The 22,763-nt window shown below is 72.9% G+C and carries 19 protein-coding genes; 8 read left to right on the top strand and 11 right to left on the bottom strand.

Translation table 11 applies throughout. From position 1 onward, the window contains the following. Positions 1 to 45: 45 nt before the first annotated feature. The 4 genes from Voc01_RS17115 to Voc01_RS17100 all read left to right on the top strand — a co-directional run bounded on the left by Voc01_RS17115 (position 46) and on the right by Voc01_RS17100 (position 3,450). Positions 46 to 975 (top strand): LysR family transcriptional regulator, encoded by a 930-nt coding sequence (locus Voc01_RS17115; RefSeq protein ID WP_203928436.1) that lies wholly within the window; start codon positions 46 to 48, stop codon positions 973 to 975. 146 nt (positions 976 to 1,121) lie between these two features. Next, positions 1,122 to 1,934, top strand: a complete 813-nt coding sequence (locus Voc01_RS17110) for an SAM-dependent methyltransferase (RefSeq protein WP_203928435.1) — start codon at positions 1,122 to 1,124, stop codon at positions 1,932 to 1,934. Then, on the top strand, positions 1,931 to 2,656 hold the full coding sequence (locus Voc01_RS17105) for an ABC transporter ATP-binding protein (RefSeq protein ID WP_239160258.1): 726 nt from the start codon (positions 1,931 to 1,933) through the stop codon (positions 2,654 to 2,656). Before Voc01_RS17110 ends, Voc01_RS17105 begins: the two co-directional genes overlap by 4 nt. Next, positions 2,653 to 3,450, top strand: a complete 798-nt coding sequence (locus tag Voc01_RS17100; protein ID WP_203928434.1) for an ABC transporter permease — start codon at positions 2,653 to 2,655, stop codon at positions 3,448 to 3,450. The genes Voc01_RS17105 and Voc01_RS17100 overlap by 4 nt, the downstream gene beginning before the upstream one ends. Here Voc01_RS17100 and Voc01_RS17095 read toward each other — a convergent pair whose 3' ends face one another. From Voc01_RS17095 to Voc01_RS17065, 7 genes are all read right to left on the bottom strand, one after another. Beyond that, positions 3,451 to 4,155: a class I SAM-dependent methyltransferase gene (locus Voc01_RS17095; RefSeq protein ID WP_203928433.1), complete on the bottom strand. Its 705-nt coding sequence runs from the start codon at positions 4,153 to 4,155 to the stop codon at positions 3,451 to 3,453. It abuts the gene before it with no gap. Beyond that, complete coding sequence (locus tag Voc01_RS17090) at positions 4,152 to 5,345, bottom strand: hypothetical protein (RefSeq protein WP_203928432.1); 1,194 nt, start codon at positions 5,343 to 5,345, stop codon at positions 4,152 to 4,154. The genes Voc01_RS17095 and Voc01_RS17090 overlap by 4 nt, the downstream gene beginning before the upstream one ends. A 119-nt stretch (positions 5,346 to 5,464) precedes the next feature. Then, entirely contained in the window at positions 5,465 to 5,665 is a 201-nt protein-coding gene (locus Voc01_RS17085) for a hypothetical protein (protein WP_203928431.1), read from the bottom strand. A gap of 570 nt (positions 5,666 to 6,235) precedes the next feature. After that, positions 6,236 to 8,374: a CRISPR-associated endonuclease Cas3'' gene (locus tag Voc01_RS17080; RefSeq protein ID WP_203928430.1), complete on the bottom strand. Its 2,139-nt coding sequence runs from the start codon at positions 8,372 to 8,374 to the stop codon at positions 6,236 to 6,238. A 97-nt stretch (positions 8,375 to 8,471) separates the two neighbouring features. After that, the gene (locus tag Voc01_RS17075; RefSeq protein ID WP_239160257.1) at positions 8,472 to 11,969 is read right to left on the bottom strand and encodes a ThuA domain-containing protein; all 3,498 of its coding nucleotides are present in this window, start codon (positions 11,967 to 11,969) and stop codon (positions 8,472 to 8,474) included. Positions 11,970 to 12,304: 335 nt separating this feature from the next. Further along, a complete protein-coding gene (locus Voc01_RS17070; RefSeq protein WP_203928429.1) occupies positions 12,305 to 12,802 on the bottom strand; it encodes a hypothetical protein in 498 nt (165 codons plus the stop codon). Between the two features lie 11 nt (positions 12,803 to 12,813). After that, on the bottom strand, positions 12,814 to 13,299 hold the full coding sequence (locus Voc01_RS17065; RefSeq protein ID WP_203928428.1) for a hypothetical protein: 486 nt from the start codon (positions 13,297 to 13,299) through the stop codon (positions 12,814 to 12,816). Between the two features lie 48 nt (positions 13,300 to 13,347). Here Voc01_RS17065 and Voc01_RS17060 point away from each other — a divergent pair, with 48 nt between their 5' ends. Continuing rightward, entirely contained in the window at positions 13,348 to 16,047 is a 2,700-nt protein-coding gene (locus Voc01_RS17060) for a LuxR C-terminal-related transcriptional regulator (protein ID WP_203928427.1), read from the top strand. Positions 16,048 to 16,056: 9 nt separating this feature from the next. Here Voc01_RS17060 and Voc01_RS17055 read toward each other — a convergent pair whose 3' ends face one another. The 3 genes from Voc01_RS17055 to Voc01_RS17045 all read right to left on the bottom strand — a co-directional run bounded on the left by Voc01_RS17055 (position 16,057) and on the right by Voc01_RS17045 (position 18,376). Next, positions 16,057 to 17,481: a hypothetical protein gene (locus Voc01_RS17055; RefSeq protein WP_203928426.1), complete on the bottom strand. Its 1,425-nt coding sequence runs from the start codon at positions 17,479 to 17,481 to the stop codon at positions 16,057 to 16,059. After that, the gene (locus Voc01_RS17050) at positions 17,478 to 17,993 is read right to left on the bottom strand and encodes a SigE family RNA polymerase sigma factor (protein ID WP_275423728.1); all 516 of its coding nucleotides are present in this window, start codon (positions 17,991 to 17,993) and stop codon (positions 17,478 to 17,480) included. The genes Voc01_RS17055 and Voc01_RS17050 overlap by 4 nt, the downstream gene beginning before the upstream one ends. Before the next feature lie 86 nt (positions 17,994 to 18,079). Next, the gene (locus Voc01_RS17045; RefSeq protein ID WP_203928424.1) at positions 18,080 to 18,376 is read right to left on the bottom strand and encodes a DUF4190 domain-containing protein; all 297 of its coding nucleotides are present in this window, start codon (positions 18,374 to 18,376) and stop codon (positions 18,080 to 18,082) included. Positions 18,377 to 18,533: 157 nt separating this feature from the next. On the opposite strand from Voc01_RS17045, the gene Voc01_RS17040 reads away from it, so the two are divergent. Next, a complete protein-coding gene (locus Voc01_RS17040; protein ID WP_203928423.1) occupies positions 18,534 to 19,199 on the top strand; it encodes a Type 1 glutamine amidotransferase-like domain-containing protein in 666 nt (221 codons plus the stop codon). 18 nt (positions 19,200 to 19,217) lie between these two features. Here Voc01_RS17040 and Voc01_RS17035 read toward each other — a convergent pair whose 3' ends face one another. Beyond that, the gene (locus Voc01_RS17035) at positions 19,218 to 20,072 is read right to left on the bottom strand and encodes an NAD(P)H-binding protein (RefSeq protein ID WP_203928422.1); all 855 of its coding nucleotides are present in this window, start codon (positions 20,070 to 20,072) and stop codon (positions 19,218 to 19,220) included. Between the two features lie 85 nt (positions 20,073 to 20,157). Here Voc01_RS17035 and Voc01_RS17030 point away from each other — a divergent pair, with 85 nt between their 5' ends. Then, a complete protein-coding gene (locus Voc01_RS17030; protein WP_203928421.1) occupies positions 20,158 to 20,889 on the top strand; it encodes a TetR/AcrR family transcriptional regulator in 732 nt (243 codons plus the stop codon). 67 nt (positions 20,890 to 20,956) lie between these two features. Further along, on the top strand, positions 20,957 to 22,763 hold a 1,807-nt coding region (locus Voc01_RS17025; protein ID WP_203928420.1), incomplete at its 3' end, for an ATP-binding protein.

Below are 22,763 nucleotides of genomic sequence, written 5' to 3'. Positions count from 1 at the left end.
GATTCGTCCAATGCATCTTGTTCGCCCGTGCGATAGCCTCAGGCTATGCAGGTTCCCCAGCTGCGATCGTTCGTGGCCGTCGCCGAGCTGCGGCACTTCACCCGGGCTGCCGACCGGGTCGGTATCACGCAGCCGTCGCTGAGCAAGCAGATCCACGCGCTGGAGGCCGACCTCGGCGCGGCCCTGTTCGAGCGCGGGACCGCCGTCGCCCTGACCCCGGCCGGCGAGGTGCTGCTGCCGATCGCCACCCGGATCCTCGCCGACCTCGACACCGCCCACCGCGAGGTGCAGAACCTCATCGGCCTGCGCCGCGGCCGGATCCGGCTCGGCGCCACGCCGAGCCTGTGCGTGTCGCTGGTGCCGCCGCTGCTGCGCCGCTTCCACGCCGACCATCCCGGCGTCGAGATCCACATCGAGGAAAGTGGATCACAGGACCTGGTGCGCGACCTGGCCCGCGGCGCACTCGACCTGGCCCTCGTCGTGCTCCCGAACGCCGGTCCCGACCTGGACGGTGCCGGCCTGACCGCCGAGCCGCTGCTCCGCGAGAACCTGGTCGTCGCGTCCCTCGGACCCCTGCCCGGCGTGGGCGGCACCATCCGGGTCACCGACCTGGCCGACCACCAGCTGGTCATGTTCCGCGCCGGCTACGACCTGCGCGACGCCACCCTGGACGCCTGTCGCCAGGCCGGTTTCACCCCGACCTTCGCCGTCGAGGGCGGCGAGATGGACGCCGTGCTGAGCCTCGTCGAGGCCGGCCTCGGCGCCGCCGTCGTCCCCGGCATCGTGGTCGCCGGCCGCCCCCGCCTGCACGTCACCCCGTTCGCCGCCCCGGGGCTGCGACGCACGGTCGCGCTGGCCCACCGCCGCGACCTCGCGCTGCCGCACAGCGCCCGGGCCCTGCGCGACACGCTGATCACCCAGCTCCACGGCGGCAACCTGCCCCCGGGCGTGGAACCGATCCCCGCACCGCGCTGACCGGCGTCGATGCCCCGCCGCCACGCGCCGGTTCGGCGGTCGGTGCGCCGGCGCGGGGGGAGGGCGGGTGGCGACGTCCGCGGGCGGACACTACGATTCGGCGGAGCCTCCGCCCCGCGCAGCCGCACCGAGGGGAGTATCCGTCGTTGCCAGTCCCGTCCCCGGCCGGTCCTGAACCGGCGCTGAACTCCTCGACTCCGCACAACGCCCGGGTCTGGAACTACTGGCTCGGTGGCAAGGACAACTTCGAGTGCGACCGGGCCGTCGGCGACCGGATCAGGGAGGTCTTCCCTGACATCGTGACCATCGCCCGCGAGTCGCGGCGGTTCCATGTGCGTGCGGTGCGGTACCTCGCCGAGGACGCGGGCATCCGGCAGTTCCTCGACGTCGGCACGGGTCTGCCGACCGCCGACAACACGCACGAGGTGGCGCAGGCCGTCGCACCCTCGTCGCGGGTGGTGTACGTCGACAACGACCCGCTCGTCCTGGTGTACGCGCGGGCGCTGCTGACCAGCAGTCCGGAGGGCGCCACCAACTACGTCGAGGCGGATGTCAACGATCCGGCGGAGATTCTCCGCCAGGCGGCCCGCACGTTGGATCTCACCGAGCCGGTGGCGTTGATGATGCTCGGCATCCTCGGCAACGTCGTCGACTACGACCGTGCCCGGGCCGTCGTCCGCGAGTTCATGGCGGCGTTGCCGTCCGGGAGCTTCCTCGTCGTCAACGACGGTGCGAACGTCATCGACCCCGACGGGCGCAACGCGGCGACCCGGACCTCGATCGAGATCGGAACGCCGTACATCTCGCGGAGTCCGGAGGAGATCGCGGGGTACTTCGAGGGCCTCGACCTCGTCGAACCCGGGGTGGTGTCGAGCCCGCGGTGGCGGCCGCGACTCGCGGACGGCGCGCAGCCCCCGGCCGAGGTCGACGTGTTCTGCGGGGTCGCGAGGAAGCCTTGACGGCTCCGGCCCTGCGGCTGCGCCACGTCCGCAAGACGTTCGACCACGGCACCACCGCCCTGGACGACCTGTCGTTGACCGTCGAGCGGGGTGAGTTCGTCAGCGTCGTCGGACCGTCCGGATGCGGCAAGAGCACGCTGCTCCGGGTCATCTCCGGGCTGACCCGGCCCACGAGCGGCGACGTCGTCTGCGACACCGACGACGTCGGCTTCGTGTTCCAGGACCCCACGCTGCTGCCCTGGCGCACGGTCCGGCGCAACGTCGAGCTGCCGGCCGAGCTGCGCGGTCTGCCGCGGTCCGAACGGCGCCGCCGGGCGACCGAGGCCATCGCGATGGTGGGCCTGGAGGAGTTCGCCGGCTACCGCCCGCGGCAGCTGTCCGGAGGCATGAGGATGCGGGTCTCGCTGGCCCGGGCGCTCACCATGTCCCCGTCGCTGTTCCTGTTCGACGAGCCGTTCGGCGCGCTCGACGCGATCACCCGGGAGCGGCTCGGCGACGAGCTGCAGGCCCTGTACGCGGCCCGCCGGTTCGCGGCGGTGTTCGTGACGCACGCCGTCTCCGAAGCGGTCTTCCTGTCCAGCCGGGTGCTCGTCATGTCGCCCCGCGGCGGCCGGATCGTGGCCGACGTCGCGGTGCCGGGTGACTTCCCCCGCGGGGCGCAGGCGCGCTACGCGTCGATCGCCCTGGAGATCGAGGGGCACCTGCGCGGGAGCATGTCGTGAGAGCGGTACGCCGGGCGGCCCCGCCGGTGGTCGTGTTCGGTCTGGCCATCGGCGCCTGGTACGCGGTGAGCCTGCTCGTCCTGTCGCCCGACGAGCGGTTCCTGCTGCCGCCGCCCCACGACGTCGTCAGGGTGGGTTTCCTCGACCGCTACAACCTGTCCGAGCTGCTCCGGGCGCTGCGGCTGTCGGCGGGGGTGGCGATGCTCGGCCTCGCCGTGGCCACCGCCGTCGGCGTGACCGCGGCGGTCGTCATGAGCCAGGCGAGGTGGCTGGAACGCTCGCTCTATCCGTACGCGGTCGTGCTGCAGACCGTGCCGATCCTGGCGCTGGCGCCGATGTTCGGCTTCTGGTTCGGGTTCGGGTTCTTCAGCCGGGTGCTGGTATGCGTGCTGATCGCGCTGTTCCCGATCATCGCCAATACGTTGTTCGGGCTGCGGTCGGTCGCCGACCAGCACCACGACCTGTTCACGCAGAACGGCGCCGGCCGGGTGGCCCGCCTGCTCAAGCTCCAGTTTCCGGCGGCGCTGCCGAGCATCCTCACCGGGCTGCGCATCGCGGCGGGCCTGTCGGTGATCGGCGCGATCGTCGGCGACTTCTTCTTCAAGCAGGGCCAGCCGGGCATCGGCATCCTGATCGAGCTGTACCGGCAGCGGCTGCAGTCGGAACAGCTGTTCGCCGCGGTCATCCTGTCGTCGTTGTTCGGTCTGGTCGTGTTCTGGGCGTTCGGGTTGCTGTCACGGTGGTTCGTCGGCCGCTGGCACGAGTCGGCCCGCGGCGGGAGCGGTTGGGGCTGATCAGGTCCCGTCGCCGGTGCCCGCGGGGGAGCGCCACGACAGGGCGCAGATGAACGGGTCGAGGTCGTCGACGAACGTGGCGCCGGGAAAGTGCGCCGAGTAGTACCGGTGGAAGTCGGGCCTGGTGAGCGGCTGGTTGACGCGGGCGTGTCGCATCCACGTCGGGTGCTGCCGCAGGCGCAGCACCGTCCAGGCGTCGGCGACCGACCGCCGGCGCCGGAGGGTCCGCACCGCGTCGGTGACCCCCCACCACCGGTGGAACAGGATCGCCCGCGGTCCCGGCGTGACGACGTCGACGATCACCGCGGCGCCACCCGGTGCCACCAACGACCGGACGTGACCGATCACCGTGTCGACGTCGTGACCGGCGAAGAGATGGAACATCGTGTTGACCGAGAACACGACGTCGAAAGGACCGTCCTTTTCGGCCGTCACTTCGAGCAGGTCGCCGACCCGGTACTCGATGTTCGGCCGGCTCCGCTTCTCCGCGGCGATGGCGATTTCGCGTTCGGCGATGTCGACACCGAGCACCTGCGCCGACCGGTCTGCCAACAGACCGGTGAACCGGCCGGAACCGCACCCCAGATCGACGGACCTGGTGGCGGCGTCCGGAAGCGCCTTTTCCAGGTACGGGCGGAAAAGCGCGTCGTTGATGTCGGCGTACCGCTCGTACAGCTCCGCGATCGGGTCGAACAGCGCGGTCACGTCAGACCGATCGACGTGTCGATGAACTCGTTGGTGAACAGGTCCTCGGCCTTCAACCCGTCGCGGGTGGGCTTGTTCCGGCTCGCGAAGATCGGCGTGACGACGTCAACGATGCGCTGTACCCGCGCCCGGTCGAAGTCTCCGAGCGTCGAGTTCGACCCGTTGCCCAGGATGCCGTTGTCCCGCATGGCCTTGACGGCGTACCCGGCCCGCGCCGTGCTGTACGGGTACGCGCCGAAGTCCTGGGTCAGGCGGGAGAGGAGCTCGTTCGTCGGCTGCGGGTCGCCGGCGTACTCGATCGTCGCCCGCTGGAGCATCGGCACCAGCTTCTTCAGACACGGCGCCAGCTGGGCCTTACGGTCCGGACGTACGGTCAGCACCTCCGGGTAGTTGGGATACCCGGAGTCGTTGACCAGCGTCCACCCGACCTTCTTCTTCCACTGCGGTATCTCCTGCTCGTACGCGTACACCTCGTTGGTCAGGTAGCCCTGCTGGACGACCTTCCCCTTCTCCGCGACGAAACGGCCCGGCGTTCCGTCGTACGAACCCTCCACCTGCGCCTTGCGCAGGATGTTCGACCCCGTCAGGTACTCGACGTAGGTGGCGCCCTGGAACGTCAGCACCCGGGCGTCGGACTTTCCGATGTCGGCGACGGTCCTGAAGTTCGGGTACGTCGCGGGATCCCACATGAGGACCAGCGGAGACTTCTCCGCCCCGGCGAAGATGCCCTGGACGGGGGAGTCCTTGCTGAACTCGGCCGCCTGGTCGATGTCGGAACCGGCGATCGTCACCGTGTCGTCGGTGTAGAGCAGCTTCGATGCCGGGGTGAAGTTGTTCGCCGGTCCACCCGACCGCAGCTCCAGCCGCACGCCCGTGTCGGCGCCGCCGGCGACGAGCGGCGCGGAGACGGTCTTCCTGTCTTTGTCGATCTTCAGCTCTTTGCCCAGCAACCGGAACAGGAAGCCGTATTCGGCCTGTGGCCACCAGTTCTTCTGCACCACCACCGTGTCGGGGCAGACGCCCTTGAGGGAGTCGGCGGCGCCGGCCGACCGCTGCGCCGACTGTCCTTCCGCGGTGCCCGACCCACCGGAGTCGCAACCGGCGGCCACCGCGGCGACCACGGCGAGAACCAACGCCTTTCGGAGCAGGATCCGGTGTGCTTTCCCGGTGGTGCTGTCCAGGTGCGGCATGGTCCGCGCATCTCCTCCGCGTGGGTCGAGGACAGGCCCGCGCCCTCAGCTAGGGTGGTCGATGGTCCATGTGATCGTATGACCACGGTGTGCGGCGGTCCAGCGTCGTATCTACCGCTTCACCACCTGCCGAGGAACAGGTGCCCGGTGGGTGGTGGGTCGTCGGTCAGCTCGGCGCGGGCGTCGTGGAGGATGCGTTCCTGCGTGTCGACCGGCAACCGTGGGTTCGCCGCGGCCCGTCCGGTCAGCTCCGGCTCCGCGAAGAGAGCGAGCACGCGTTCGGTCGACAGCCGGCCGTCCGGCGCGACCCGGCCGCGCACGACCAGGGTCCGGGTCGGTGCCGAGCCGTTCGATCACCGCCGCCGGAACGCGTGGATCGAGGACGGCGAAGCCGCGCAGCCGGGCGTTCGGCGAGTCGGCCAGGTAGCCGAGCGGGTCGCGCCTGAGGCTGGTCGACCGCCAGGTTCCGGTTCATCGCGACGCTGCGGTGAAGTCCAATGTGGACAGACGTGGCGCACGCCCGCTGGACGGCGGGGTCGACTGTCGTCCGGGCCCACTCCGCCGGCACCAGCCGGTCACCCGGCGGGACCTCGTGGTCGACGGCCGCGCGTTGCGCGTCGGTGAGCCCCGGACGCATCGAGACGGCCACCCGCACCAGCCGGTCCGGGTCGGTGCTCAGCCGCGTGACGAGGTCGGCCGGCAGGTCCGCGTGTCCGGCGGCGCGGACCCGGGAACGGGTCGACGCCGTACGCCGGCACCGGATGGATCCTGCGCACGTGGCGGGTGAACCGGCACAGGCACCGCGGGTCCGGTGAGTGGGCGCCGCCAGCGAGGCGGCCGGCCGGTTCGCCCACCATCCCGCGTCCGTCCGGGACGCCGACTTCGCCCGCCTACTGACCTGGCTCCGCCATCTCGTCGACCACGGCGGTGCCGGATGAGTCGGGCCGGTCGGGCGTCCCCACGGTGGCCGGAGCGGTGGGGACCGGGCCGTCGTGGCGGGCGCTGGAGCGCCAGTCGGCGACGCGGACCAGGGTCTCGAGATAGGCGAGCCGGAAGGGGCCGAGGTCGTCGCGGAGGGCCTCCGCGCGTGCGGTCCAGGAGCCGGTCGTGAAGATGTCGGTGCGGAGGGACCGGGCGGGGAAGCGCTCGCCGGTGGACAGCGCGACCGGCGGGGTGCGGTCGCCGTCGCGTACGCCCCGGAGGAACGGCGCCTCTTCCCCTACAGAACGGACGGTGATCCGTACCGTGCCGTGGTGTGCGCCGACCAGGTAGGTGACCAGCGGCGGTTCGTCCGGGAGCATCAGGGCGCTGACCAGCTCGTGCCTGAAGTACGGCCGGCGGGAGCGGCCCGTGTTGTACGGGGCCCGGGACTTGGCCAGCAGGCCGTCGGGGAAGTCGCCGCCGCTCGCGCGCAGCATCTCCTGGAACACCTCGTGGCACTTGCCGAGGTCGTGGTACCGGGCGGCCCGGGTCACCGCGTCCCGCTGCCGGGTGGGGAGGCCGGGCAGGGCGTCGAGGAGCAGGCGCGCCTCCTCCTCGGTCTCCATGAGGTGCCGGTCGAGGCCGACCCACGCCACGCAGGCGACGGTGTGGGTGCGGGCGGGCGGTGCCAGGTCCGCCACCGGCGCGCGGCTCTCCGGCGCCCAGCCCTCGTCGGGCAGGTAGCCGCCGTGGCCGGCCTCCAGCACCACGGTCACACCGGGTCGGAGGTCCCCGGCCAGCGCCGGCCGCCAGTGGCCGTCCACCCGGTCCCGGACCCAGGCGTGGTCCCGCTGCCGCAGGTCGGCGAGCGGGACCTGGCAGAGCTCGCTCCAGCCGGGTCCGGGGCTCTCGTCGGAGGGCTCGCCGTCGCGCCAGGCGACCGTCGTCGTGACGTCGGCCTCGTCGCAGATCCAGGGGCTGACGTCGATGTCGGGCCCGCCGGTGTCGAACAGCTCCAACAGCTCGGGCAGGCGCAGGGCCGGCCGGACCGGTGCGGCCGGGCGGGCCGGTTGCCTCTCCGGAGCGAGGAGCCAGCGCGTCGCGTCCGGGTCTCCGCCGGTCGGCGGTTCGCACCAGAGCAGGTCTCCGCCCTCGGGGTGCTCGCCGTAGCGGTTGCAGCGCCCGGCCCGCTGCACGATCGAGGTCACGTTGGCGACCTCTGTCAGGAGGGTGCGGCTGGAGACGTCGATCCCGGCCTCCAGCGCCCGCGCCGAGACGACGATCCGGTCCGTCCCGGTCTCGTCGAGTTCGGACAGCAGGCGCCGACGGTCCGCGGGCCGGAACCGCGGATGGATCAGCAGCGCGTCCCGTCCGTGCTGCCGCAGCGCGGCGTAGAGCGCCCGCGCCCGCTCCACCGTGTTGAGCACGGCGATGGTCTGTGTGCCCGGAACATGCGCGGCGGTCAACGCGTCGACGAGCCCGCCGATGTAGCGGGCGGGGTCGATGTCGAGCCGGGTGGTGCGGACCCGTGGAAGGGACAGCTCCGGCGACATCCACATCGTGGCGGTCGGCGACGGCGTGCCGACCTCGTCGCGGAGCCGCTGGAGCTCGACGCCCACCGGGAGCGCCGGCCCGTGCGGGTCCATCCCGTCGAAGACCCACTGGGTGTCGGTGTGGAGCAACGCGAACGAGACGGGAGCCATCACCGTCGCGTCGCCGAACCCGCGCATCAGGGCGCGGCTGAGCATCAGGTCATGGGTGCCCACGAGGATCGCGGTGCGTTCGGGGTGACGCCGCCACCCGCCGTCGGAGACGTTGTGCAGGCCGACCTCGTCGGCGCGGCCGAGCCGGTCGAGCCACCGCCCGATCCGCTCGTACAGCTGGTCGTGGAGGCTGTGCTGCGGCAGTACGTACACCAGCCGGCGTGGCGTGGTCTCCGGCGCGGTGACCAGCCGCCGGTAGAGCCAGGGCAGCACGCCCGCGACGCTCTTGCCGGCACCCGTCGGCGCGGTGAGCAGTTCGGGCAGCCCGTCGGTGGCCAGCCGCGCCTGGTACGGGTAGGGATCGTGACCCGTCGCGGTGCGCATGAACCCCTCGAACCCGTCCACGACCGGCACCCTACCGGCCGCCGACCGGCGCCTCCCGATCCACCGGGGAGAGGCGGTGGCGGCCCGGGTGCGTTGCCGCTCCCGGGCCGCCGTGCCGTCACCTGCCGTAGACCTCGAAGGTGAACAGTGAGTATCCCCACGCGGTGGCGCGGGTGGTGCCGTTGATGCGGACGTAGCGGCCCGTCGCGGTCAGGCCGGTGTTGTCGTCCTCTCCTCCGTTTCCGCCGGTGACCGATCGGACGGTGGTCCAGGTGGTGCCGTCGGTGGAGGTCTGGATCTGGTACGCCGAGCCGTATGCGGCCTCCCACACCAGTCTCACCCGGTCGATGCTGTAGGTCGCGCCGAGGTCGACCTGGATCCACTGTGGATCGGAGAACGCGCTGGCCCACCGGGTCGTCGCCGACGCGTCCACCGCGGCGGACGCCGGGTAGGCCGCGGACTCCACACTGGACGCCGTCGCCGGCTTGTTCAGCGCCAGGTTCCCCGACTGCGGCGGCGTGCCGGAGCCGAGCGTGAACGCGTCGATGTCGAACAGCGACCCGGCGCCGCCGGTGAACACGAGGAACAGGGTGTGTGTGCCGGTCGGCGGCGTGACGGTGCCGGTGACGTCGGCCCAGGTCTCCCAGCCACCGGTGGGCGCGACGGTCGCCGTGCCGACCACCGGACCGGTCGCCGACCCGGTCCGCAGCGTGATCGTGCCGCCGGTGCCGGCCGACGCCACCCGCGCGGTGAACGACGTGACACCGCTGAGGTTGTACGGCGTGAACGAGATCCAGTCGCCGTTCTCGATGTACCCGACCGCGCTGCCGCCGTTGGCGGACGGCTTGGCCACGACGGTGGTGCCCTGCTGGCCGCTGTAGTGCTCGGCCTGGCGGGTGCGTGGCTGCAGGACCGCCTGCGGTGAGGTCACCGGCGTGGTCGAGCCGACGGGTGTGTACGCGGCGACCACGACGCCGAAGATGTTGGCGTTGGCGTCGTGCTCACCGTCGACCGGGGTCTGTATGGTGCCTGAGCACCCGGTCGCGCTGGACAATTCGTGACCGTGGCTGTCGTGACCGAGGATGTAGCTCACCCGCACCCGTGCGCAGTCCACGGCCGCCCCGCTCGGATCACTCACGGTCACCTGGAACGGAATGGCGTCGCCGAAGGTGAACATCCTCCCGTTGAGCGGCTGGTTGAGCGTGACCGTCGGCCGGCCCACACCGATCACCACGCTCGCCGTCGCGGTGCGGCCGGTGCTGTCCCGCACCGTCAACGTCGCGGTGAAGTCACCGTTGGACGTGTACGTGAACGACGGGTTCGCCGCCGTCGAGTCCGTACTGCCGTTTGTGGTGAAGTCCCACGCGTACGTGATCGGATCGCCGTCCGGGTCGCTGGATCCGGCCGAGCTGAACTGCACGGTCAACGGCGCGTTCCCACTCGTCGGTGTCGCCGACGCCGACGCCACCGGCGACCGTCCGCCGCCGCTGTTGTACTCGATCCGGTACAGCGCCGAGTTCGCGTCACCGCCGAACCAGCCGGTGCCGTAGTCGAGCACGTAGAGCGCGCCGTCCGGCCCGAACTCCAGGTCCATCACCTGTGTGCCGGTGTACGCCGGGAACGCGTCGATCGCACCGACCCCGCCGGAGCCGGTCACGGTGGCCGCTTTGATCCAGCGCCGGCCGAACTCGCCCAGGAACACCCGGCCGTTCATCGACGCCGGGAACTTCACGTCGGAGGCCAGCGCGGCGTTGTAGTTGTAGACCACCCCGCCCATCGGCGACAGGCTCCCGCAGCACAGGGCCGGCGGGTCCTGCCCGCCGCCGTAGGGCAGCCAGGCCGCCTGTGACGGTGGCAGCTGCGTCAGACCGGTGTTGTTGCGCGAGTTGTTCACCGGTCCACCGGTGCAGTTGAACGCCGCGCCCGACGGACCCGACGGGAACGTGAAGTCGATGTACGGCGTGTTGTAGTTCGAGCAGTACGGCCAGCCGAAGTTGCCTGGCTGGGTGATCCGCTCGAACGAGACGGTGCCGGCCGGCCCACGGGTGGCGCTGGCGGTGCCGGCGTCCGGTCCGTAGTCGCCGAGGTAGACGGCGCCGGTCGCCTTGTCCACGCTCATCCGGAACGGGTTGCGGAAGCCCATCGCGTAGATCTCGGGACGGGTGTTGGCGGTGCCGGCCGCGAACATGTTGCCCGCCGGGATGCTGTACCCGCCGCCGCTGTTCGGCCGGATCCGCAGCACCTTGCCGCGCAGGTCGTTGGTGCTGCCCGAGGTGCGCTGGGCGTCGAAGGCCGGGTTGCGGTCGGTCCGCTCGTCGATCGGCGTGTATCCGCTGGAGTCGAACGGGTTCGTGTCGTCGCCGGTCGACAGGTAGAGGTTGCCCGCGGCGTCGAAGTCGATGTCACCGCCCACGTGGCAGCACATGCCACGGCTGGTCGGCACGTCCAGGATCGTGACGGCGGAGTTGGGGTCGAGGGTGAAGTCCGCGTTGACCGTGAACCGGGACAGCCGGTTCACCCCGTTGAACGGCGCGAACTGGGCCGCGGTGCCGGTCGCCGGCGCGTCGCCGGCCGGGGTGGACAGCGGTGGGGCGTAGTACACGTACACCCACCGGTTGGTGGCGAAGTTCGGGTCGGCCTTGATGCTCTGCAGGCCCTCCTCGTCGTGGGTGTACACCGGGATGGTCAGCGCCACCTTGGTGTTGCCGGCCGGGTCCGTGTACCGGACCGTGCCGTCGCGCGAGGTGTGCAGGGCGCCGCGGTTGGGCAGCACGGTCAGCCCCATCGGCTCGCCGACCTCGCCCACGCCCTTGGCGAGGGTCACCTGGTTGTAGCCGGCCTGCGGTGGCTGGCCGGTCGAGCAGTTGCCGGTTCCCTGCGCCGCGTACCGGATGCCACCGAGCAGGTGCGTGCGGAAGTTCGCCTCGGCGTAGCTCTCGATGGTGTGGCCCATGCCGGTGTACCAGGAGCGGCCGCCGTCGTAGCCGCGGCACCACGCGATCGGGTGGTCCCCGCCCATCGAACCACCGGTGTACGTGCTCTCGTCCAACGTGGCCAGAACGTGCACCTGCGCGCGCGGGTTGGTGCGGTAGTTGTACCACTCGTCGTACCGGTTCCAGGTGACCGGAATGCCGGCGGTCGACGGGTGCGTGGTGTCCTCGATCCGGACCGTCGCGTTCTGGTTCGCCGGATGGCTGGCGAAGTACGCGCCGACCAGGTTGCCGTACCACGGCCAGTCGTACTCGGTGTCGGACGCGGCGTGGACACCGATGTACCCGCCGCCTCCACGGATGTACTGCTCGAAGGCCGTCTGCTGGCTGGCGTTGAGCACGTCCGCGGTCGTGGAGAGCCAGATGACCGCCTGGAAGCGGGCCAGGTTGGTGGCGTTGAACTGGGCGGCGTCCTCGGTGGTCTCGACGGTGAAGTTGTTCTGGGCGCCGAGCTGCTGGATCGCGGCGATGCCGGCCGGGATCGAGTCGTGCCGGAACCCTGCCGTCTTGCTGAAGACCAGCACGGTGAAGTCCGCCGCGGCCCGCGCCGGCACCACGGTGACGCCGACAGTGACGCCGACAGTGGCCAGGAGCAGGGCAAGGCAGAACGTCAATCGTCGGAACATCGTGGTGATCTCGCTTCCTGTCGTACGAGTTGCAGACAGGCGTGCGCCGATCACGCCAACGAAACTGGTCGCATCGTGCACCGGCGTCGATGTCGCAGTCAATAGTCGGATGCGGATGTCCCGTACTTTCATTCAGTCTCGATAGAAGTCGCATCGTTCGACGACGATCGCTTGACATCGGCCCGCTTGACCGGTCACCCTGATTCCGCTTGGAGAGCGCTCTCTCATCGCCGGGTCGGAGCGTTGTCCAGCGGTGGCCGACATCCGGCGCGGGCGGGACGCCGCCACCTCCGACCGGGGCCGGCGTGGCGGCATCGCGCGCCGGGTCGACGGGCTCAGGCGCCGCCGTACCGGGCGTTGGGGCCCCAGTGCGGCACGGTGTGCGAGGTGTCGTGGATCGGGTCGCTCCGGTCGAGGATGCCGTCGCCGTCGGTGTCGCGGAGGAGACGGTCGAGCGCGCCGTCGCCGTCGGAGTCGTACTGGACGAGCTCGGGCCGCCCGTCGTGGTTCAGGTCGACGCGCACGACGTCGACGCGGCCGTCCTCGTCGTGGTCGTACTCCTTCTGGTCGATCCTGCCGTCGCCGTTCAGGTCGTAGCCGGTCATGTCGATCACGCCGTTGCCGTCGAGGTCGTACTGCCAGATGTCGGCCCTGCCGTCGTCGTCGGTGTCGACGGTGACCACGTCGACGCTGCCGTCGCCGTTGGTGTCGTATTCGTCGATCTCGGGGACGAGGCGGGGCGGCGGGTCCGGGTCGACGTGGTCGCTGACGCCGGGCCGGTCGTCGACGAACAGGTCGCGGTCGTAGCCGTCGAGGTCGATGTGGTCGGTCATGGTCGTTCCCTTCACAGCCTCGATCGGACGTGCGTGGTGGTGTGCCGGTCGGGCCGGCCGTCGCCGTTCGTGTCGTCGTAGATGTCGTCGACCCGGCCGTCGTCGTTCCGGTCGTACTCCCAGTGGTCGACCTGGCCGTTGCCGTCGGTGTCGACCTCGACCCGCTCCGGGTGGCCGTTCTCGTTGGTGTCGTGGGAGAAGGTGTCGTAGCGGCCGTCGTCGTCGGTGTCGCGCGCGGTGAACTCGGCGGTGCCGGTCTCGTTCCAGTCGTACTGAAGCTCGTCGAACCGGCCGTCGTCGTCGCGGTCGCGGGCGATGATCTCGGCCTGGCCGTCGTCGTCCCGGTCGATGGTGAGGAGGTCGACGTTGCCGTCACCGTCGAAGTCGAAGGTGTCTCTGCGCTGGCCCTCGTGGTAGGAGACGTCGTGGGTGGCGAAGCCGGTCTCCTCGGTGCGGAGGTCGGGCGGCGGGGTCGGGTCGAAGGTGTCATCAGTCATGCACGTAACGTATGGAGCCCAGGTCACCCAACCATCAGGTGTTTCCCTATGCCGCACACCCCGCCCCCCACGTTGGTGGGCCGCCGCGACGAGTGGGCCGCGGTGTCCGCACTGCTCGACGGGCGGACGCGAGTGCTGCTCGTGGAGGGTGAGGCCGGTGTCGGCAAGTCGACGCTGCTGGCCGCGGCGGTCGGGGCGGCCACGGCGGCCGGCCTGCGGGTGCACCGCGCCCGGCCGACCCAGACCGAGGCGCGCTTCGCCTACGCCGGGCTGGCCGATCTGCTCGACGGGCCCTTGCCCGAGCTGCCGTCGGTGCAGCGGCACGCGCTGGAGGTCGCGCTGCGTCGGGTGGAGGCGGAGACCCCGTTGGACGCGCATGCGGTGACCCTGGCGACGGTCGCCTGCCTGTCCGGCGCGGCGCTGCTCGTGGTCGACGACCTGCCCTGGCTCGACGCGCCGACCGCCGAGGTGGTCGGCGGGGCGGTCCGGCGGCTGGCCGACGCGCCGGTACGGGTGCTGCTGGCCCGGCGGTCGACCCGGCCGGGTGACCTGCCGTGGGACCTCGACCGGCAGCTCCCGCCCGCCACGGTGGGCCGGCTGTGGCTCGGCGGCCTCGATCCGGACACCGTGCACGAACTGCTCACCGAGCGGCTCGGCGGCCGGTTCGGCCGCAGCGAGGTCGCGCAGATCCACGCGATCAGCGGCGGCAACCCGTACTACGCGCTGCAGGTCGCCCGGGCCCAACGCGACCGCGGCGACGCGGCCCCGCTGCCGCAGCCGCTGACGTCGTTCGTGACCGACCGGCTCGACGCGCTGCGGCCCGAGGAGCACGACGTGCTGCGGGTCGCGGCCACCCTGGCGGTGCCGACGGTGCAGCGGTTGCGGGCGGCGCACGACCGGGCCGACGAGGCCCTGGCGGGCGTGGAAGCGGCGGGCCTGCTGACGGTCGCCGCCGATGGCCGGCTCGGCTTCGACCATCCGCTCGTCGCCTCGGTGGTCTACCGGCAGGGGACGCCGGCAGACCGGCGGGCCCTGCACCGTCGCCTCGCCGAGGTGGAACCCGAGCCGGAGGCGCGGGCCCGGCACCTCGCGCTCGGCACGGTCGGCCCGGACGAGCGGGTGGCCCGCAGCCTCGTGACGGCGGCCGGGGACGCGCGGCTGCGCGGCGCCTACGGCGTGGCCGCCGAACTGCTCGCCCTCGCGCTGGAACGGGGCGCGCCGGACCGGCCCCGCCACGCCGTGCGGCTGGCCGACTGCCTCGTCAACCTCGGCGACGCCGCCGCGGCGGCCGAGACCGTCGACGGCGTCCTGGCCGATCTGGAACCGGGGCCGCTGCGGGCCGAGGCGCTGCTGCTGCGCGGCACCGCGGCCTGGTACCGCGGCGACGTGACCGCGGCCCGTGACGACCTGCGGGCCGCGGCCGACGACGCCGCCACCGTCGCGGTGCTGCTCGGGCGGATCTACTACCGCCTGGCCATCTTCTGCGACGACGACGCCCCGCTGGCACTGGACTACAGCCTGCGCGCGATCGTCGCGCTGGACGGCACGACCGACCGCGACGCGCTGTCCGGGGCGCTCTGCAACGCCTTCTACAGCGAGGTGACGCTGGGCCGGGAGCCCAGGCCCGACCTCCTGACCCGCGCTCTCAGCCTGGAGAGCCCGGCCGGCTCGCCCGACCAGAGCACGATCCCGGGGATCTGGTACCTCGCGCTCGACCGGGTCGACGACGCGCGTGAGCGGTTCCGGACCCTGCTGCGGCGCGACCGCGCGCGGGGCGACCTGTCGGCCGAGTCGGATCTGCTGACCCGGCTCGCGGAGACCGAGCTGCACGCGGGGAACTGGGCCGCCGCTCGCGAGCACGCGGAGGCGGCGGTGCGCTCGGCGCGGCTGCTCGGCGACAGCACCGCCGATCCCAGCATCAGGCAGCGGCTCCTGCTCGACGCCTACGAGGGCCGGCTGGCCGAGGTGGGCCCGGTGGTCGAGGCCCGCGCCGCCGCCCTCGCCGCGGCCGACGACCGCCTGCTGGCGACGGCGTACCTGGCCGTGGCGGCGTTCGTGGCCTCGTCGGCCGGCGACCGCGACGCCGTCCTGCGGATCACCGCCGAGAGCGCCGGTCACCTGTCGGCCATCGGCATGGTCGAGCCGGTGGGCCGCCTGGATCCGATGGCCGAGCGGATGGAGGCGCTGGCCGTCACCGACCCGGACGCGGCCGCGACCGCGCTGGACGTCGTGGCGCGACGGCTCGCGGTGGTTCCCCGGCCGTGGCTGCGGGCGGCGTGGTGCCGGGCCGCCGCCGAGGTCGCCTTCGCCCGCGGCGACGTCGCCGCCGCGCTCGACCTGGCCGAGCCGCCGCCGGACGCGCTGCCGTTCGACCGGGCGCGCACGCTGCTGACCCGGGGCGCCCTGTTGCGCCGGGCGCGCCGGAACACCGACGCCGCGGTGGCGCTGGAGGCGGCGGAGGAGACGTTCACCCGTCTCGGCGCGCCGGCCTGGGCCCGGCGCACGGCAGAGGAACGGGCCCGGCTGGGGCTGCGGCACGCCGGCGGTGCGGAGCTGACGCCGAGCGAGGTCCGGGTGGCCCGGCTGGCCGCCTCCGGGGCGACCAACCGGCAGGTCGCCGCCGCGATGGCGATCAGCCCGAAGACGGTGGAGGCTCACCTCGCGCGGGTCTACCGCAAGCTGGGCATCCGTTCGCGCGCCGAACTCGGCGCCGCCGTGGCCGCCGGCACCGTTCCCGAGCAGTCTTGAGCGTCACCCTTACCAGCGGTCGATCAGCTCGATGCCGAAGCGGGACGGGCCCGAGGTGGGCTCCTGCAACCGGATCGACGCCAGCACCGCGCCGTCGCTGACCGCGTCGATCTGGGCGTGGAGTGGTCGGGGTGCGGTGAGTACCGCGACGCCGTCGACGAGGGGTACCGGATCGGCGGCGGCCGTCGACCGGAGCGACCGGGCGTCCGGCGGGGCGATGACGAGGAGCCGGTCGCTGACCGCGCCGGACGGGTCCGGGAGCCGGACGACGGTGATTCCGGCCGTCGCGGTACCGGTGGTCACCGCCGTGTCGGTTTCGGTGTCCGGGGGACCCTCGATGCGGCGCGAGGCGGGTCCGTCGGCGAAGACCGGGAAGCTGCCGTCGCCGGTGAGGGCGAGTACCGCGACGCCGCCGCCGGCGGTCGGGGTGGCGACGACCACGACCGGCTCTGTGCCACCGGGCGGCACTCCGCCCCACAACAGGACCGCGGTGGAGCCGAGGCCGTGCCCGCTGATCCGCCACGCTCCGGCCGCGCGGGCCGCCATGGCCGGCTCGACCGTCCCGCGTTGCGGCGTGGTCGGGGTCGCCGGGTCGGGTGCGACCTCCGGGTAGCGCGACACCGGCTGGCGGTACTGGACCCGGCCGTCGCAGGTGACCTGCCACCAGTCCTGTCCGGAGCCTGCCGGTCGGATCGTCCAGTCACCGAGCCCGGTCCAGTTCCGGTGGGCCGCACCGCCGGGGTCGACGTCGACCGCGTCGGAGACGGCGATGTCGCATCCGGCCGGGGCCAGCGCCACGACGCTGTCGGCGACCGGCGCCTCGTTCAGGAGGAGGAACGGCTCCGCGGCCACACCGCCGCTGTAGGTGTCCGCGGTGGCGACCATCCGATCCGGGTCGGCGTCCGCGGCGCCGATCAGGGACACGACGGCGGCGTGGGTGTCGTTGTAGAACACCGCCACCGCCTGTCGTTGCCGGCCGGCCTCGTGCAGGAACAGCAGCCGCACGCGGTCCAGATCGCGCGAGATCCGGGCGCGGTCCGGGCGTCGCGTGCCCGTGCCGTACCAGTGCCTGCCGAAGGCGGCCGTGACGGTGTCGACGAGCGCGCGGTCCGTCGCGAGGTTGCCGCGGGTGGGTGACTCGATGAGCCGCCGGGTCCACTCCGACCGGATCTCCTGTCCGGGAACGTCGCCCTCGCTCGGAATCCTGAAGGGACCGGGGATCGGGAGGTGGGGGGCCGCGGTCTGGGCCAATGCGCCGCCGCCGAGCAGGACGACGAGCACCGACGCGGTGCCGATCAGCCGGCGGGCGCGGAACCGGCGCCGGCGCGCCGTCAGCCGGGTCATCGGGGCCGGGGCCGGCACCATGGTTCTCGCCGTCCGCTCGAACAGGCGCCGCGCCAACTGCTCGTCGGCGGTGCGGTCGAGGTCGGTCATCGCGTTCCTCCTCCGGGCGCGAAGGTCTCGTTCAGGGCCTCGCCCAACGAGTCGGCCAGCGCCGTGCGCAGCCGCACCAGCCCGCGCGACGCCTGGCTCTTGACCGTCCCCACCGAGCACCCGAGCAGGTCGGCGGTGGTCTGCTCGGACAGGTCCTCCCAGTACCGCAGCACCAGGACGGCCCGCATCCGTTCGGGCAGGGTCCGCAGGGCGGCGAGCACCGCGACCCGCTCGGCCACGGGCACGGTGGCGTCGGGCATGACGCGATCGGGCGGATCCGACCGCAGCAGCTCCCGACGCAGGCGCCGCCACCGGCCCGTCCGCTCGTTGACCATCGCCCGGCGCAGATACGCGACCGGATCGTCGATCCGGTCCCACCGCGGCACCGCCCGCATCAGGCACGACTGCAGCAGGTCCTCCGCCGCTTCCGGCGAACCCGTCAGCAGGTACGCCGTGCGGGCCAGCTCCGCGTACCGCATCCGGACGAACTCCGCCATCGACTGTCTGCTCACCTCGCGCCTTCCGCCAGCGACCCCGTCACCAGATAGATGCGCGAGCCGCCGGAAAGGTTGAAGGGCGGGAATACTGCGGGAGTGGGTCAGCCCGGGCTGGTGCGCATGAGAATGACGATGAGGATCCAGAACGCCAGACTGATGTATCCGACGACCAGGCCGGTGACCGCGAGCCCCGTGCCCTCCTGCCCGTAGCGTCGGATCTGGACCAGTGCGATGTGCCCGAAGGCGATCGCCAGTGGCACGCCGAGGCCCGTGCATCCCACGAGCGCACAGACGAACGACGCCACGGCCAGGCTGTTGGTTCCACGGATGTGGGGACCGGCGTCCCTGAGCGCGGGCGCTCTCGGGAGGTCGGGCAGGGCGTGATGATCGGAGGACACGGCGGCACGCTACCGGGGGTCCGCGGTGTCGCGGTGACCCGTGGTCCGGCGCCGGGTCGGGCGGGCGACCGATATGGTCGCTGCTGCGGCGACCCCGCATGCAAGGGCCTCCATCCGGGCTACCTGGTCAACTCCGGCTCACCACCATGGAGACATCGTGAAGCTTCTCCTGACGTCCGGCGGCGTCACGAACCCCAGCATCCACTCGGCGCTCGTGCGGCTTCTCGGCAAGCCCGTCTCCGAGGCCCGCGCCCTCTGCGTCCCGACGGCGCAGTGGGGTCACCCGATGTGCGGACCGGCATCGGTGCAGGGTCTCGTGGCCGCCGACCCCGCGTCGGACTGGCGGCACCTGACCGGACTGGGCTGGGCGTCGCTCGGGGTTCTCGAACTCACGGCCCTGCCCAGCATCGGCGCGGAGCGGTGGGTTCCCTGGGTGCGCGAGGCCGACGTGCTGCTGGTCGACGGTGGCGACGCGACCTACCTGTGTCACTGGATGCGGGAGTCCGGGCTGGCCGAACTGCTGCCCTCCCTGCCCGACACCGTCTGGGTCGGGGTGAGCGCGGGCAGCATGGTGATGACACCCCGGATCGGGTCGTACTTCGTCGAATGGCCGTCGGCACCGGACGACCGGGCGTTGGGGGTGGTCGACTTCTCGATCTTCCCGCACCTGAACCTGTTCCCCACCAACACCCCGGCCGACGCCGAGCGGTGGGCGGCCGACCTCGGCGTCCCGGCCTACGCCATCGACGAACAGACGGCCATCACGGTGGTCGACGGCTCCGTCGAGGTGGTGTCCGAAGGGCAGTGGACGAAGTTCGGGTGACGTCCGGCGGCCCACCGGTCACCCGGCAACGGTCCGCTCGAGCCTGGTGCGGACGGACTCGGCCGGGCGTCCGATCAGCGTCTCGAGCGTGGGATCGGTGACCGCGAACTCGCCCCGGCGTGCGGCCCGGTAGACGCCGAGGCCGAACTCGGCGTAGGCCCTCGGCATGCCGCGCGCGACCGACGCCTCCACCCACTCCTCGTCACCGGTGACCACGCGGGTGATCTCGCGCCCGGTGATCCCGCTGAGAATGGCCGCGACCGCCGCCAGGTCCAGCATGTCGGGAGCGGTGAGCGGCGGCGTGACGCCCGGCTCGCCGCCGACGAGGAGAGCCGCGGCCGCGTCGGCGAGATCGTCGTGGCCGGTCCACGAGACCGGGCCGTCCTCGGGCGCGACGAGCCGGCCGGTGGCGACGGCCGCGTCGAGGTGCGGGTCGAGCGTGCTCGCGTAGAAGCCGTTGCGGAGACACAGGTACGGGACGCCGGTGCCGGCCAGGTGCTCCTCGGTGCGGGCGTGGGTGACCATCGCCGGGAACAGCGAGTCCGCCGAGGCGCCCTGGTGGCTGGTGTAGAGGATGCGGCCCGCTCCGGCCGCGCGCGCCGCGTCGATGGCGGCGATATTGGCGGACGCGCCGCCCGCGCCGGCGATCGCCGCGGAGACGACGAGCACCCGGTCGGCGCCCTCGAAGGCGTGCGCCAGCGTGGCCGGGTCGGTGAAGTCGCCGTGCCGCACCCGGACGCCGCGCGCTTCGAGGTGCGCGGCCTTCGCCACGTCGGTGACGCTCACCCCGACGGTCGACGCGGGCACCCGCGACAGCAACCGGTCGACGATCCGGGAGCCGAGCCTGCCGCTGGCGCCGGTGATGACGATCATGACTGCTCCTCCATGTTTCCGTTGCTAACACCTCGACGGTAGCGTAGATATTCTGCCGATAACAACGGGCTGTTATCATCGCTACATGGCTTCGCCGGAAGGAGTCGACACCCGCACGCGGATCATCGCCGCGGCCGCGCGGATCCTGCGGGAGCAGGGCCCCCGCGCGGTGACCACGCGCGCCGTCGCGGAGGCCGCGCGGGTCCAGGCGCCGACCATCTACCGCCTGTTCGGCGACAAGGACGGTCTGGTCGACGCCGTCGCGGAGCACGTCATGGCCACCTACGTAGCCGCCAAGTCGGCCGCCGGTCCCGACGCCGACCCGGTGGCCGACCCGGTGGCCGACCTGCGCGCGGGCTGGCAGGCCCAGGTGGAGTTCGGGCTGGCCAACCCCTGGCTGTACGCGCTGATGAACACCCCGGACCGGGCCGAGCGGTCACCGGCCACCGCCGCCGGCATCGAGGTGCTGCGCGCGAAGGTGCACCGGCTGGCCGCGGCGGGGCTGCTGCGCGTCGACGAGTCGCGGGCCGTCGCGATGATCCACGCGGCCGGCTCCGGCACGGTGCGCACGCTGCTCGGCATGCCGCCGGAGCAGCGCGACCCCGACCTCTCCGAGCAGATGTTCGACGCCGTGACCGCGAGCATCCTGACCCGTGCGCCGGTCGCGCCGGCGAACGACGCCGGCGCGGTGGCGGTGACGTTCGCGACCGTGCTGCCCGGGCTCCCGGGCCTCACCGACGCGGAGCGCGCGCTGATGGCCGAGTGGATCGACCGCGCACTGGCCGGCCTCCACGACGGTGACCGGCAGACGACCTGAACGGCGAGCCGTGATATCGGGCGTTCGGCGGTGACGCCGTCCGGCCCGGCCCGCTTAAGGTCGGCCCGTGCAGGTCGCCGTCCTGGGTCCGGCCCGGGTGACGCGCGCCGGTCGGCCGGTTCCGCTCGGCGCGCCGAAACACCGTGCACTGCTGGCCGCGCTCGCCCTGCACGCGGGCCGCCCGGTCTCCGCCGACACGCTCATCGGGTTGATGTGGGGCGACGGCGCGCCGCCGGCCGCCGGGGCGTCCCTCCAGACGTACGTGGCGCACCTGCGCCGCGCGCTCGAACCCGACCGGGCCGCGCGCGCCGAGGCGTCGGTGCTGGTGACCACGTCGCTCGGGTACCGGCTGACGGCGCCGGTCGACGTGACGCGGTTCGCCGAACTGGTCGAGGGCGCCCACCGGGGGCTGGACTCGGCGCCGCCCGAGGCCCTGCGCGCCGACCTCGACACCGCGCTCGAGCTGTGGGGCGGCACACCGTTCGCGGACCTACCGGACGGCGACGCCGTCACCGCCGAACGCGTGCGCCTCGGCGAGCTGCGCCTGGTCGCGGTCGAGGACCGGGCGCGGCTGCGGCTGGCCGCCGGCGAACACGCGGCCGTGGCCGCGGAGCTGGCCGTGGATGCCGTCGAGCACCCGCTGCGGGAGTCGCTGTGCGCGCTGCTGGTGGCGGCGCACGCCGGTGCGGGTCAGCAGGGACGGGCGTTGGAGCTGCTCCGGGAGATGCGGGCCCGCCTCGACGGGGAGCTCGGCATCGAACCCGGCCCGGTGCTGCGCGACCTCGAGCTGGCCGTGCTGCGCCAGGACGCGTCGGTGACCAGGACGGCACGCGTCGCGCCTGCTGCGCCCCGTCCCGCCGAACTGCCGCTCATCGGCCGGGTGGCCGAGCTGGCCGCCCTCGACGCGGTCCTGGAGCGGGCCGACGGCGGCGCGGTCGCGGCGGCGATGCTCGTCGGCGAGCCGGGAATCGGCAAGACCCGGCTGGGCCAGGCCATGGCGGCCCGGGCCGCCACGCGCGGGTTCGCGGTCGCGGTGGGTCGTTGTTCGCAGGACGACGGCGCTCCACCACTGTGGCCCTGGCTCGCCGTGCTGGACGCCCTGCGGATCCCGCTGCCGGCCGCCGACAGCTCCTTCGCGTTGTGGCAGGACGTCACCTCGGCGCTGGCGCACGCCTCGACCGTCCGCCCGCTCCTTCTGATCCTGGACGACCTGCACTGGGCCGACGCCTCCTCGCTGAAGCTGCTGCGGCACGTCGTGGCCACCGGATCCGGTCGCATCGCGCTGTTGGGGACGCGCCGCGCCCGGCCCGAGCCGACCGGCGCGCTGGCCGAGATCCTGGAGACGCTGGCCCGCTACGGCGGCACCCGCCTCGACCTGGCCGGGCTGGACATGGGCGAGGTGCGCGAGCTGGTGCGGGCGGCCGGCGGGCGTGCCGGCGACGCGGCGTCGCTGCACGACCGGACCGGCGGAAACGCCTTCCTGCTCACCGAGCTGGCCCGGCTCGACCGTCCCGACGAGGTGCCCGCCGCGGTCGCCGACGTGGTCACCGCGCGGTCCGCGACGCTGCCCGAGCCGACCCGCGAGCTGCTCCGGGCGGCCGCCGTGGTGGGCCGCGAGTTCGAGCTCGGCGTGCTGGCGGCCGTGGCCGGCGGCACGGAGGACGACGCGCTCGACCGCCTGGAGCCGGCGCTCGCCGAGGGTCTGGTCGTGGAGACCGGGCCGGAACGGTTCCGGTTCTCGCACGCGCTGGTCCGCGACGCCGTGCACGACGGCATCCCGCCGACCCGCCGGGCCCGCCGGCACGCCGCCACCGCCCGGGTGCTGGCCGGCGCCGGCGACCTGCCCCGGGCCGCCCGCCACTGGCTCCCCCCCC

It is taken from the genome of Virgisporangium ochraceum, from assembly GCF_016863655.1.
Classification (GTDB): domain Bacteria; phylum Actinomycetota; class Actinomycetes; order Mycobacteriales; family Micromonosporaceae; genus Virgisporangium; species Virgisporangium ochraceum.
This window is presented reverse-complemented; position numbering and strand designations above follow the sequence as displayed.